Raw genomic sequence first — 12,542 nt, 5'->3', positions numbered from 1 at the left:
CATGAGCGAAACCAACAAGATCGGCGTCATCCGCGACATCAACGGTCCCATCGTCACCATCGAGCTGCCGGGCGCGCGCAGTGGCGAGCAGGTCAAGATCGGCGAACTCGGACTCTATGGCGAGATCCTCTCGCTCAACGGCGAGCGGGCGGTGGTCCAGACCTATGAGTCGACCGATGGGGTTCGGCCGGGGGAGCCGGTGGTGGGCTTGGGCTGGCCGCTGTCGGTCGAGCTGGGACCAGGGCTGATGGGCGGCATCTTCGACGGCGTGCAGCGTCCGCTGTTGAAGCTCGCGCTCCAGTCCGGCGACTACATCCGGCGCGGTCTGAGCGTGCCGGCGCTCGACCGCGACAAGCGCTGGGCGTTCGAGCCGAATGCGGAGCTGGAACCTGGCGCCAAGGTCGGGCCGGGGACCGTGCTCGGTACGGTCCAGGAGACGCTGACCATCGAGCATCGCATCCTGGTGCCGCCCGGTATCGAGGGCGAGCTGGAGGAAATCGCGCCGGCCGGTGAGTACGACATCGAGTCGACCATTGCGCGGGTGCGCGATCACAAGGGGGCGACGCATCGGCTCAGTCTTTATCAGCGCTGGCCGGTGCGGAAGCCGCGCCCTTATCGGCGGCGCGATGATGGTATTTCGCCGCTGATTACGGGGCAGCGGGTGATCGATACCTTCTTTCCGCAGCTCAAGGGCGGCAAGGGCGCGGTGCCGGGGCCGTTCGGGGCGGGCAAGACCGTGGTTCAGCAGCAGATTGCGCGCTGGTCGAATGCGGACATCGTGATCTATGTCGGCTGCGGCGAGCGCGGCAATGAGCTGGTCGATGTGCTGGAGACCTTCCCGCAGCTCGATGATCCCTACTCCGGGCGCAAGCTGATGGAGCGCACGCTGCTGGTGGCGAATACGTCGAACATGCCGGTGGTGGCGCGCGAGGCGTCGGTCTATGTCGGGATCACGATGGCGGAGTATTACCGCGACATGGGCTATGACGTGGTGATGCTGGCGGATTCGACCAGTCGCTGGGCCGAGGCGTTGCGCGAGGTGTCGGGGCGGCTGGGGCAGATGCCGGTGGAGGAAGGCTATCCGGCGTATCTGGCGTCGCGGTTGGCGGCGGTCTATGAGCGTGCGGGGCGGGTGGAGACCTTTGGGGCCGGATCGGGTTCTGTGACCTTGATCGGGGCGGTGTCGCCGCCGGGAGGGGACTTCTCGGAGCCGGTGACGAGTCATACCAAGGATATTATTGAGACGTTTTGGGCGTTGTCGAAGGAGTTGGCGGATGCGCGGCATTATCCGTCGATCGATTGGGTGACGAGCTTTTCGGGGCATGTGAAGACGGCGGCCGAGTGGTGGCACAAGGAGATCGATCCGGATTGGGAGAGGCGGCGCGGGGCGGCGCTGGCGTTGCTGGCGCGGGATGCGGAGTTGTCGCGGATCGTGAATCTGGTGGGGCCGGAGGCGTTGTCGGATGCGCAGCGGTGGGAGTTGGAGGGGGCGTCGTTGATCAAGGAGGGGGTGTTGCAGCAGAGTGCGTTGGATGAGATCGATACCTTTTGCTCGCCGGCGAAGCAGTATGCGCTACTGGATCTGGCGATTACGCTCTATAAGCGGGGGGAGGCGTTGGTCAAGCTTGGTGTGCCTGTGACTGAATTGCAGCGTTTGCCGCTACTGGCCAAAATGCGGCGGATCAAGTCGATGTATTCGAGTGAGCAGTTGGAGCAGATCCAGGCGTTTCGGCAGGAGGTCGATCAGGCGATGGAGGCGATACGGATTGAGTATGCGAAGCAGGGGGAGGCTGTATAGCGTCGCTTGCCTGGCCGAATTCTCGTGGTCTGTTGTTGAGCTGGGTTGCGTTCAGCCTAAAATTTAGCGTATTAGTGCAATCTAGACAAACAGTTGGCCGTCTAAGATACGCAGGAGAATTAGCTTGAGCTTCGAAACATTTTTATCGGATATTTTAGCAACCATTGTTGGCGGTCTGGTACTTGCATTTCTATTTTTCTGGTTTCGCGAAAAATTATCTCCGCTCCCAAAAATAACCGGACGCTGGTATTTCGAGATGCGTACAGTCAACACCGTATATAATCCATACAGAAATATGGTATTGCGGTATGTGGCGATGTTGTGGAGAGAGGGAAATAGAATCGAGGGCACAGTTGAAAAGATATATGAAAATTCATCGACTGGGGAGCGAGACTATGTCGGCAAGAACCGTACTAGAGGTGAGATTGAGGGCTACATAGAGAAGAACTATTTTGGCAAGGACAAGCTTTTCCTGCATGTTATTGAGGAGGGGCATGGGCGTGAATCTACGAATTTTTACGAATTAGTTGCTGATTCAAACAATGTTATGTCAGGCACTTTTAGTTCAATGGTTGCTGACCAAGACGGACAAGTAAAATGGCAGCGCAGCCGTTTCTAAAGTGCGTAATCTATGCGCTAGCGCTGCCACACATAATTATTTCTAGGGTGGCGGAGTTACTTAAGCTGGAGTCATTGGAAGCAGAACGCCATCGCTGTCTAGAAATAATCGACAACCATCAATTCAGCATCCCCATAGTGTTCCTTGACGCCCTAATCACCGCAGAGGATCATCGGAACCCTCTGCATCCAGGCATCGATCCTATCGGCATGATTAGAGCGGTTATCGTATTCTTGCACAAGGGCCAGATCCAAGGAGCGAGCACCATTGAGCAACAGTTCGTTCGAGTGGCAACAGGCAAGGTTGAACGAACATTGTTGAGGAAATTTCGAGAGCAACTTCTTGCGTTGTCATTATCACGTCGTAGGAGCAAGGCGGCGATAGCATCTGCATACTTGTCCGTCGCGTTCTTCGGTTCTAAGTGCATCGGGATAAACGGGATCAACAGAACATTCGGCAGCGATCTCGCTAAGGTCAAGCCAGAACAAGCGCTTGCATTTGTGTCGCAGTTAAAGTATCCGCGCCCTCTGGCGCCCTCGCCAGCATGGCAAGCTAAAATTTCCCGTCGCGTCAGAGCCTTAACCTATCCTAAACTTCGCGCAGCTAACAAACGGCTCAAAGCGACCCCAAATCGCTTTTCGAACTCAATAGCTGATCTTAGCGTAGGCGCAACGCGGTTTGGGCGGCCTTAGCCGGGCAAAAACAAAGACAGACCACTTTAATGATCTACTATTGTGATTCGATTGATTGATCTAAGGAAACATAGGGTTGAGACCATTGTTTTTTCGCGAAAGATGCAATTCGCAAGATCGCCGCATCCTGTAATGCTGGTCAACATGAAATTAGGAAGACAGCATGGAATGGATCCAGATTTTGGAAGACTTTGCAATCGCGACTCGTCATGGAACTGGCAAAAAAGATCGACGACGGCGACATCTTGGTCGAGACGAGCATCCAGACATTAAAAAACGTCAAAGTGGCAGATGTATGCTGGGCGCCATCTCAGTTCATCGAAAAATTTGGATTCGAGACGCCTTACACGAAAGCCCCTAAACTGAAAAATTTGTTTCAACACCGCAACGCAATGAACTCGCGTCGCTTGCTGACAAAATCAACATCAGCACTTGCTGAAGAAAATTCGAGAGCAAACAATGCCGATTTTGTCAATTTTCTTTGGAATTATTGTGCGCATGTGGCACGACGATCATCCGCCGCCGCACATTCATGTTGAGTATCAAGGGTTCGAGGCTTTAGTGCAAATCGATACAGGGCGGATTCTAAAAGGCAAGCTCCCGAAAAAGGTTGCATCGATCATCAGCGAATGGTGCGAAACCCACCAAAGTGAGCTGCTGGAAAATTGGAATCGTGCCCAGCGATTCGAGACGCTTGAACGTATCCAGGGGGCTGATCGTGATTAAAATTCTTGAGGCAAACTATTTAGGAGGCGGATGCCTGGAATTGATTTTTTCCGATGGCATGAGAGGGATTTTTAACGTATGGGCTTATTGTTCTAGTCGGAGCGGCCCCTTGCTCGAACCACTCGCATCAGAAACCTATATCAAACGTTGCTTCATCGACATGGGCGCTCTCGGATGGCCCAATGGATTGGAGTTATCTCCGACACGCCTTTATGAGCTTTGCGAAATGAAAGAGGCGGCGTAAGAAAAAAACAGGGAGCAGACTGAGGTTCCATATAAAATCGAACTCTATCTTGCCAAGGGCGCTCTGGAAGTGTGGATTTGCGATAGCGAAGGGTTGGTGAGATTTTTCTGTCATGAAGGCGAAATCGTGGAATCCAGCATTGTTCCGAGATTTTCAACACACATTCGCGCTTGATCAAACGAACACGCCAAGGCCAATGCCCCAAAAATCTAAAGGTTGTATGAAGAAACGGCCCATCGTGCGAGGCGCCTTTCAATGAGCATCAAGGAATACCGCACCGCCGTCGAGGCCCGAGGCGGCCTGCTGGTGGTCAGACACACCCCCAACGTCGCCTTCGGCGACCGGGTTCGTATCGAAGACCACGCCGGCCACATCCGCAACGGCCAGGTCATCCGCGCCGCCGATGACGAGGTGCTGATCCTGGTCTTCGAGGGCACCGAGGATCTGGACCTGGAAAACACCTGGGTCCGCTTCCTCGACGAACCGATCGAAATCGCCCTCTCCCCCGAAATCCTCGGGCGCGAATTCGACGGACTCGGCGTCCCGCGCGACGGCCGCCCGCCTGTCCTCTCCAGTCTGCGCCGCGCGGTCGGCGGCTCGGCCATCAACCCGGCCGCGCGCACCTATCCGCGCGAGTTCATCCAGACCGGCATCTCGACTATCGACGGACTCAACTCACTGGTGCGCGGCCAGAAACTGCCGATCTTCTCCGGCTCGGGTCTGCCGCACAACCGGCTCGCGGCCCAGATCGTGCGTCAGGCCAAGCTGGTCGACGAATCCTCCAGCTTCTCGATCGTCTTCGCCGCCATGGGCGTCTCCTACGCCGACGCCAAGTTCTTCCGCGACGAGTTCGCCAACTCGGGCGTACTGCGCAACGTGGTGATGTTCGTCAATCTGGCCGACGACCCGCCGGTCGAGCGCCTGACGCTGCCGCGCACCGCGCTCACCGCCGCCGAATATCTGGCCTACGACCTCGACCGCCATGTGCTGGTGGTGCTCACCGACATGACCAACTATGCCGAGGCGCTGCGCGAGGTGGCCACGGCCAAGGGCGACGTGCCGGCGCGCAAGGGCTATCCGGGCTATCTCTATTCGGATCTGGCCGAACTCTACGAGCGCTGCGGACGCATCCACGAGCGCCACGGCTCGATCACCATGATGCCGGTGGTGTCCATGCCCTCCGACGACATCACTCACCCGATCCCGGACCTGACCGGCTATATCACCGAGGGCCAGATCGTGCTCTCGCGCGAGCTGCACAACCAGGGCATCTATCCGCCAGTCAACATTTCACCGAGTCTGTCCCGATTGATGAAGGACGGCATCGGCAAGGACGACACCCGCGAGGACCATCCGCGCGTGGCCGCCCAGCTCTATGCGCTCTATGCGCGTGCCCAGGAGACGCGCAATCTGGCCTCGATCATCGGCGCCGACGAACTCTCCGAGCGCGACCGGCGCTATCTGACCTTCGCCGACGCCTTCGACCAGCGCTTCGTCGGCCAGGACGAGAACGAGGACCGCTCGATCGAGGCCACGCTCAATCTGGCCTGGGAGCTGATGAGCGCCTTCCCGCGCGACATGCTCACGCGCCTCAAGGAGACCGATCTGGCCAAGTACTACCGGGAGACGGACTGATGGCCACGCCAGCGCTGGAGCCTGTTCCCGAGACCGCCGTGCAGGAGCGCGCGCCCGAAGTCGGCGGCGTCCTGACAACCTTGGTGCCGGACTCCCGGATCACCTGCGACGACTGCGCGGCGGCCTGCTGCAAGCTCGAAGTCGTGTGCCTGACCGAGACCGGGGTGCCGCGTCACTTCACCACGCGCGATGCCTGGGGCGCGGTCGTCATGGAGCGTCTGGACGACGGCTGGTGCGCGGCGCTCGACCGCGACACCCTGCTCTGCCGCATCTATGCGCAACGGCCGCTGCTGTGCCGCGAGTTCGAGATGGGCGGTCCCGATTGTCTCGCCGAGCGGGAGGCCGCATGGGACAGCAACTGATCAAGGTTCCGCCGACCAAGAACACCCTGCTCAAGCTCAAGAAGCAGGTCCGGTTCCTGGAGGACGGTCACGACCTGCTGGAGCGCAAGCGCGAGCTGCTCACGCGCCTGGTCTATGAGCGCATCGGTGAATATCGCCGGCTGCGCGCCGAGTCCGAACGCGCACTGGCCGAGGCGTACCGCTGTCTGGCCATCACCCATCTGCGCATGGGCAGCCGCGCCATCCGTCAGGCATCGCTCGGCGTGGAGCCGGCCCTACAGGTCGACATCCTGCCGCGCCGGGCGCTCGGAGTGGAATATCCGGCCGTGACGAGCGAGCGCCTGCCGCTCAAGCCGGTGGGACTGCTGGGGACGGACGTGAGCTTCGACACCACGCGCGATCATCTGGCCGAGGCCGCCGTGCAGCTCGCGCGGCTCTCGGAGGTCGAGATCGCGCTCCATCGTCTGCTCGAAGAACAGCGCAAGGCTCAGAAGCGGGTCAATGCGCTCAAGTACAACATCATCCCGCGCTATCACCGCACCATCCGCTTCATCCAGTCCTCGCTGGAGGAAGAGGAGCGCAACACGCTGTTCCAGGTCAAGCTGCTGCGCGGTCAGGCGCGCTAACGCCCCAGGAGATGCGCGTTGATGTCGTGCAGTATCAGGCTGCGGAACTTCTTGGCGCGCAGCCGATCGGCCTCGCTCCAGGGTTCGGACTGGCGCGCCGTGGTCTCCACCCAGCGCGCGAAGGACGAACGCGGCGAGAGCACCTGACGCTGTTCGTCGAAGAGCGCGCTCTTGCGCGGGTCGCCGGCCCAGTAGACGCTGTGCGGCTGCTCGGGACGCCACCACAGGAACCAGCGGTCGCCGGTCTCGCGATAGCCGTCGACACGTACCGCCAGCAGGCCGCTGGCCTGCTCGGCATAGTGCATGGCTTCCGGGAACAGTGATGAGAGCCGGTCGGTGGCAAAGATCGGATCGGGGACCGTCTCGCCCAGCCAGTCGACCAGGGCGCGGATGTCGGCGGCTTCCGGGGGACGGCCGAAGGTCACGATGGTGTGGTCGTCGACCAGTGCCGCGCCCGTGGCGCGCGCCAGCGACAGCAGCACCTGTCCGAGCGTCTTGTCGGCCAGATTGGCCCGCCCGTCCTGTAGTTCCACGACCAGATCGCGTTCGTCTTCCGCCAGATGCAGCGCCGACAGCAGGGCCAGGATCTCCTGATCGCTCTCGTTGAGATCCATCAGGCGCTGCGTGCTCTGGTAGCCGGAAATGGCGAGCGTGAACACCTGGGTCATCTCGGCGCAGCGCAGCCGCACCGGCAGCGGCAAATGGCGCGGCTGCGAATGGTGACAGGCGATCAGTCCCCACAGCTCACCGGCGATGAGCACCGAGAACGACAGCGAGGCGGTGACGCCCATGTTCTTGAGGTATTCGAGATGCACCGGCGAGACGGCGCGCAGGTCCGAGAGCGTGAGGTCGGCGACCTCGCCGGCGTCGAGGCTCAGGACGGGGACGCTGCCCACCTGAATGTCCGGGATCTGACGATGGGAATTGAGCCGATAGAGGTTGCGCGCGATCAGGGGGATGTCGGAGGCCGGATACCGCAGACCCAGATAGGGCGGCCGCCCCTCCTCCAGACTCTCCGAGATGACCTCACCGCAGCCATCGTCCCGAAAACGGTAGATCATGACCCGCTCGAAGCCGGTCGCGGTTCGCAACTCGTCGGCCAGATACTGACAGTGGCTCGCCCAGTCGCGCTCGGAGTACGGCATCCGATAGAGGCGATGCGGGACGGGGCGGTAGGCTTCGCCGTGCTGACCGGCGGGCAATGCGACTTCCAACTCCAGCAGCCAGGTGTGTTCGTTGCAGGAGAGCAGACCATCGAGTGCGCCATGCGGCCCCGACAGGAGGTTCGGATAGAGGCGCTTGCCGGCCGAGGCGTGCATCCAGGCATCGGGCGCACCGGCGATGTCGGCCAGTTCGGTCTTGGGCGGAAAGTCCGGCAAGCGCTCGGTGAGCACACGACCGAGGACCGAATCGGGTGTCCAGCCGGTCCACTCCTCCAGGTTGGCGCTGGCGAAACGAATGACCGGATCGCCTGACCGCCCGCCTAGCAGACAGCCCCAAGGTTGGATAGACTGCACCCGATGAAGCTGCTCACGCTCGCATTCGGCCAGGAAGCCCGGGGCTAGGGATTCGCTCATGGTCTGTGCTCGGGGTATTTGACTCGGTTAGCGCGATCTTAAACCATTATGGACCCATCCATGCCGTCTCCCGAATTCCGCTCCACGTCACGCCCCCCTGAGATCGATCTGGCCATTGCCCTGCGCCGCGCCACGGCCGGCATCCATGCTGAGATCGAACATTTGCCGCTGATGTCGCGTCTGACCTCGGAGACGGTGACGCTCGATGACTATCGATACTATCTGCGCGCTATCCTGGCCATCCATGCCCCGCTGGAACAGACGCTCTACGCCCGGCTCGATGCGTCCGTCAACGAGCGACTCGGCGTTCGCCCCAAGCTGCCGGCTCTGCTCAACGATTTGGATGAACAGGGTCTGAAATACAACATGGCGGTCTTGACGGTTACGCCGGCCATCGCACTTCCAAACGATCTCAGCGCCACCATTGGCGGACTCTATGTCCTGGAGGGCGCCACACTCGGCGGCCGGACGATCGCCCGTCATCTGCGCCGTCTCATCGGTGAACCACTGGGTTCGACGCGCTTCCTCGACTTCCACGGCCAACAGACATCGGCGTCCTGGAAAGCGTTCACCGGGGCGCTCAATACACTCGCCGCACAACACACGCTGGTCCCGGATCGCGTGATCGCGGGAGCCCTGGCGGTGTTCGACCACGTCTACAAACGCCTCGAATCGTCCGGCGGCGCTTGAAGGAGCGGTCGATCAGCCGACCGTCCGGCCGTGCCGTTTCCCCATAAATTTACGCACTCCATCCAAGCCGAAGACGAGCGGAATACCGAGCCAGGCCAGCGCATAGACCCAGAGTTCGACGGGGCCGGTGTGCAGCACGGAGCGTATCGGCTCGAAGTACAGCACGGCCCAGGACAGCAGGATCTCGACCGCGATGCCGAGCAGGATCAGTCGGTTGGCGAAGAGTCCCCGATCGAGTCCGCTGCCGTGTTCGGAACGACGCGCGATGACGTTGCCGACCTGCATCAACATGATCGCGGCCAGGGTGAGGCCGGTCGCCGACTGATAGAGCGGCGCGGTCTCGGCCAGTTCCTGTCCCCATTGCCAACCGCCTTGATGCAACACCAGGAAGAACAGCACCAGCGAGAAGGCGGCCTGGATCAGCCCCAGGAACAGATAGGCCGTACGCATCAGCGGCCATGACAGCAGCCGCTCGTCGCGCCGGCGCGGTGGCTGGCGCATGAGATCGCGCTCGGGCGGTTCCTGCCCCAGACCGATGGCCGGCAGCAGATCGGTCCCGAGGTCGATCGACAGGATCTGAATCACAGTCAGAGCCAGCGGCACCGGCAGCAGGATATAGAGCAGGAAGGGGGCGATCTCGGGGACGTTGCTGGCGAGCACATAGGTGGTGAAGCGGCGCATGTTGGCAAACACTGCCCGCCCCTCCTCGACCCCGGCCGTGATCGAGGCGAAGTTGTCGTCGAGCAGCACGATGTCGGCGGCCTCACGCGCGACATCGGTCCCGCTCGCGCCCATGGCGATGCCGACATCGGCGGCCTTGAGCGCCGGACTGTCGTTGACCCCATCGCCGGTCATGGCCACCACCCGCCCCAGACGCTTGAGCGCGAGCACGATCTTCATCTTCTGCTCGGGCGTGGTGCGGGCGAACACCGCCACGCCCTCGCGCAGACGTTCGACGAGCCGGTGTTCGCGCAGACGTTCCAGTTCCTCGCCATGCAGAACCCGCCGCGCGGCCGGTTCGTCCGGGCGCAGAATACCGCAGGCGCGCGCCACGGCTTCGGCGGTGTCCGGATGATCGCCGGTGATGAGCACGACCTGGATGCCGGCCCCCTGACAGCGGCTCACGGCCGCCGGCACCTCGGGCCGAATCGGATCGTCGAGCGCGATCAGGCCGCGCAGCACCAGACCGCGTTCGAGCGATTCCTCCGGGGCCTTGGGATCGGGCAGACGTTCGAGCCGGCGCGCGGCCACCGCGATGACACGCCGGCCCTGGGACGAGAGCCGGTGCACGGCCCTGTCACAAACGGCCAGCGTCTGATCGTCAGCGACATGGTGCTGACCCGCGCCATCCTGGATCTGGCCGATCAGCGGACGCAGCGACTCCCAAGCCCCTTTGATCGCGAACAGGATCTCATCACCCTCGGCGAAGACCCCGGCCTCGCGCCGCCGCGCCAGATCGAAGGGGAAGTGACGGCGTGTCTCGGCCAGCAGACGCTCGGGCGGGCCGATCTGTTCGGCATGGTACGCGGCGAGCGCCACGTCCAGCGGATCGCCCGACCAGCAGGGCGCTCCTGCTTCCTGACTCGTCGCCGGACGGAGTTCAGAGGCGATCAGCGCCGCTTCGAGCAGACCGCGCCGTCCATCCGGGGTGTCCATGGATGCGCCGCTCACCGGATCGACCAGATCCGAGATCGCCAGCCGGTTGAGCGTCAACGTCCCGGTCTTGTCGGTACAGATCACATGGACCGCGCCCAGCGACTCGACCGCTTCCAGGTTCTTGACCAGCACCTGTTTGTGCGCCAGACGCAGACTGGCCATCGACAGGGCCAGGGTGAAGGTCGGCAGCAGCCCCTCGGGCACGTTGGCGACGATGATGCCGAGCATGAAGACGATGTTGATCCACAGCGAACGCCCGCTCGCCACGCCATAGGCGAAGAAGATCAGGCCCATGACGACCGCGATCAGGGTCAGCACCCGCACCATGCGACCGGTCTCGCGTTGCAGCGGCGAAGGCGCGCGGCGCACGTCACGCGAGAGGGCGGCGATCTTGCCCAGCTCGGTGCGATGTCCGGTGGCGAAGACCACGGCCGTGCCCCGCCCGCGCAGCACGCCGCAGCCGGCGAACAGGATGTTCGGACTCTCGATCAGACGCCCTTTGGCCGCCGTGGTCCGCAGCGCCTGCGAGCGTGACTCGCCGGTCAGCGGGGCATTGTTGACCAGCAGATCCTCGCTCTCGACCAGACGCGCATCGGCGGCGATGCGATCGCCCTCCCCGACCCGCAGCACGTCGCCCGGCACCAGTTCTTCGGCCAGTACCTGACACTCGACGCCCGCGCGCCGCACGCGCACCTGTTGCGGCAGGAAGCGCTTCAGCGCCTCCATCGCCTGCTCGGCGCGCATCTCCTGGGCGAAGGCGAAGAGAATATTGAGCACCGAGACCCCGAGCAACGCCCAGCCGAGCAGCCCCATGCCCTCGCCCGGCTGGATGGCATCGGCGACGAAACAGACGCCGGCCGCCAGATCCAAGAGCAGGCTGAAGAAGTTGAAGGCATGCTTGGCCAGGAGCCGCGCCCAGCGCCAGCGCGAGGGCGGACGCAGCCGGTTTGGACCGAGCTCGCGGCGGCGTGACTCGACCTCGGCGGGATTGAGTCCATCGGGACGGCCGCGCAGCAGGGTGAAGACCGCAGAGGCCGGTACTTCATGGATCTGGGCCGGTGTCGTCATCCGCCGATCCCCCGGTAGACGGCGACATCACAGGTCGACTCGCGCAACACCTGCTCGACCGGATCGCCATGCCAGAAACGCTCGGCGCGTCCGCGCTCGGAGACGCCCAGATAGATCAGACGCGACTTGGTGCGATTGGCCGCGAGCAGGATCTCGTGATCGACCCGATCCGAGACCAGCACCTGCGCATCCATGACGCGGGCGCCCAGCCCGAGCCGCTCGGCGATCTCGCGCTCGACGCGCTCGCAATAGGCCAGACCCGGTAGGCGCAACCGCTCACCGTGCTCGTGCGAGAGCCGATGCAGACGCCCGCGCCCGACACGCGCGATCAGCACCAGATGCAGATGGGTGAGTTGCGGACCGAACAGCCGCAGGAATGGCAGGGCGGCGCGAAAGCCCTCGGGCTGCTCGTCGATCGGCGCCAGCAGCCGGCGCGGCGAGCCGAGCAGACCCGGCTGCACGACGCGCACGGCGAGGACATTGCAGTGGAGTTCGCGCAGCAGACGCTCGGCGAGCGTGCCGCGCAGACCGCCCCGGCGCCGGTCCAGCGGCGGCGTACCGCAGATCAGGAAATGCTCGGAGCCTTGGGTCAGCGCCGAACGCAGCACCTCGAAACGCCCGCTGGATTTAGGTTCCAGCAGATGCGTTTCGAGCTGCACACCCTGGTGCTCAGACTCCAGCCGCAGACGGTCGAGCTTCTCGGCCAGTCGCGAGGGTTCGATCCGTCCGTCCCGGACATGGACGAGCCTCAGCGTCCGGTCGGGATGGGCGCCCGCCAGCTGCACGGCATAGTGACTGACCCAGTCGCCGTTGATCGAACCGTCGTAAGCGAAGCTGAACATCTTGAACCGCGCCCATGATGAGCCTTGG

At 62.4% G+C, this 12,542-nt stretch carries 11 protein-coding genes; 8 read left to right on the top strand and 3 right to left on the bottom strand.

What is annotated here, in order from left to right; genetic code table 11:
• The first annotated feature begins 1 nt into the window (after position 1).
• The 7 genes from ALVIN_RS06660 (at position 2) to ALVIN_RS06635 (ending at position 6,681) form a co-directional block, all read left to right on the top strand.
• On the top strand, positions 2-1,798 hold the full coding sequence (locus ALVIN_RS06660) for a V-type ATP synthase subunit A (RefSeq protein WP_012970560.1): 1,797 nt from the start codon (positions 2-4) through the stop codon (positions 1,796-1,798).
• Between the two features lie 124 nt (positions 1,799-1,922).
• Positions 1,923-2,417, top strand: a complete 495-nt coding sequence (locus ALVIN_RS06655; RefSeq protein ID WP_043795551.1) for a hypothetical protein — start codon at positions 1,923-1,925, stop codon at positions 2,415-2,417.
• Positions 2,396-3,109: a transglycosylase domain-containing protein gene (locus ALVIN_RS18290; RefSeq protein ID WP_012970559.1), complete on the top strand. Its 714-nt coding sequence runs from the start codon at positions 2,396-2,398 to the stop codon at positions 3,107-3,109. The genes ALVIN_RS06655 and ALVIN_RS18290 overlap by 22 nt, the downstream gene beginning before the upstream one ends.
• Positions 3,110-3,568: 459 nt before the next feature.
• Positions 3,569-3,835 (top strand): DUF4160 domain-containing protein, encoded by a 267-nt coding sequence (locus ALVIN_RS06650; protein WP_012970558.1) that lies wholly within the window; start codon positions 3,569-3,571, stop codon positions 3,833-3,835.
• A gap of 499 nt (positions 3,836-4,334) precedes the next feature.
• Positions 4,335-5,714, top strand: coding sequence for a V-type ATP synthase subunit B (locus ALVIN_RS06645; RefSeq protein ID WP_012970557.1), 1,380 nt, complete (start codon positions 4,335-4,337; stop codon positions 5,712-5,714).
• Complete coding sequence (locus ALVIN_RS06640; RefSeq protein ID WP_012970556.1) at positions 5,714-6,076, top strand: YkgJ family cysteine cluster protein; 363 nt, start codon at positions 5,714-5,716, stop codon at positions 6,074-6,076. The genes ALVIN_RS06645 and ALVIN_RS06640 overlap by 1 nt, the downstream gene beginning before the upstream one ends.
• The gene (locus ALVIN_RS06635) at positions 6,061-6,681 is read left to right on the top strand and encodes a V-type ATP synthase subunit D (RefSeq protein WP_012970555.1); all 621 of its coding nucleotides are present in this window, start codon (positions 6,061-6,063) and stop codon (positions 6,679-6,681) included. Before ALVIN_RS06640 ends, ALVIN_RS06635 begins: the two co-directional genes overlap by 16 nt.
• Here the strand turns inward: ALVIN_RS06635 and ALVIN_RS06630 are convergent.
• Positions 6,678-8,258: a GAF domain-containing protein gene (locus tag ALVIN_RS06630; protein ID WP_012970554.1), complete on the bottom strand. Its 1,581-nt coding sequence runs from the start codon at positions 8,256-8,258 to the stop codon at positions 6,678-6,680. The two genes, ALVIN_RS06635 and ALVIN_RS06630, sit on opposite strands and share 4 nt — an antisense overlap.
• Before the next feature lie 60 nt (positions 8,259-8,318).
• Between ALVIN_RS06630 and ALVIN_RS06625 the strand changes: the two genes are divergently transcribed.
• A complete protein-coding gene (locus ALVIN_RS06625; protein WP_012970553.1) occupies positions 8,319-8,948 on the top strand; it encodes a biliverdin-producing heme oxygenase in 630 nt (209 codons plus the stop codon).
• A gap of 12 nt (positions 8,949-8,960) precedes the next feature.
• Here the strand turns inward: ALVIN_RS06625 and ALVIN_RS06620 are convergent, their stop codons facing one another.
• Together ALVIN_RS06620 and ALVIN_RS06615 are read right to left on the bottom strand one after the other, a co-directional pair.
• Entirely contained in the window at positions 8,961-11,672 is a 2,712-nt protein-coding gene (locus ALVIN_RS06620) for a cation-translocating P-type ATPase (protein WP_012970552.1), read from the bottom strand.
• The gene (locus tag ALVIN_RS06615; RefSeq protein ID WP_012970551.1) at positions 11,669-12,514 is read right to left on the bottom strand and encodes a universal stress protein; all 846 of its coding nucleotides are present in this window, start codon (positions 12,512-12,514) and stop codon (positions 11,669-11,671) included. Before ALVIN_RS06615 ends, ALVIN_RS06620 begins: the two co-directional genes overlap by 4 nt.
• Between the last annotated feature and the right edge of the window lie 28 nt (positions 12,515-12,542).

Origin of the sequence: Allochromatium vinosum DSM 180, from assembly GCF_000025485.1 — a bacterium.
In the GTDB taxonomy this organism is placed as follows: domain Bacteria; phylum Pseudomonadota; class Gammaproteobacteria; order Chromatiales; family Chromatiaceae; genus Thermochromatium; species Thermochromatium vinosum.
This window is presented reverse-complemented; position numbering and strand designations above follow the sequence as displayed.

Coding starts and splice junctions, on each gene's coding strand:
- ALVIN_RS06620 (WP_012970552.1), bottom strand. CDS start 11,672: ATGACGACACCGGCCCAGATCCATGAAGTACCGGCCTCTGCGGTCTTC.
- ALVIN_RS06635 (WP_012970555.1), top strand. CDS start 6,061: ATGGGACAGCAACTGATCAAGGTTCCGCCGACCAAGAACACCCTGCTC.
- ALVIN_RS06630 (WP_012970554.1), bottom strand. CDS start 8,258: ATGAGCGAATCCCTAGCCCCGGGCTTCCTGGCCGAATGCGAGCGTGAG.
- ALVIN_RS06645 (WP_012970557.1), top strand. CDS start 4,335: ATGAGCATCAAGGAATACCGCACCGCCGTCGAGGCCCGAGGCGGCCTG.
- ALVIN_RS06625 (WP_012970553.1), top strand. CDS start 8,319: ATGCCGTCTCCCGAATTCCGCTCCACGTCACGCCCCCCTGAGATCGAT.
- ALVIN_RS06640 (WP_012970556.1), top strand. CDS start 5,714: ATGGCCACGCCAGCGCTGGAGCCTGTTCCCGAGACCGCCGTGCAGGAG.
- ALVIN_RS18290 (WP_012970559.1), top strand. CDS start 2,396: ATGGCAGCGCAGCCGTTTCTAAAGTGCGTAATCTATGCGCTAGCGCTG.
- ALVIN_RS06650 (WP_012970558.1), top strand. CDS start 3,569: ATGCCGATTTTGTCAATTTTCTTTGGAATTATTGTGCGCATGTGGCAC.
- ALVIN_RS06660 (WP_012970560.1), top strand. CDS start 2: ATGAGCGAAACCAACAAGATCGGCGTCATCCGCGACATCAACGGTCCC.
- ALVIN_RS06615 (WP_012970551.1), bottom strand. CDS start 12,514: ATGTTCAGCTTCGCTTACGACGGTTCGATCAACGGCGACTGGGTCAGT.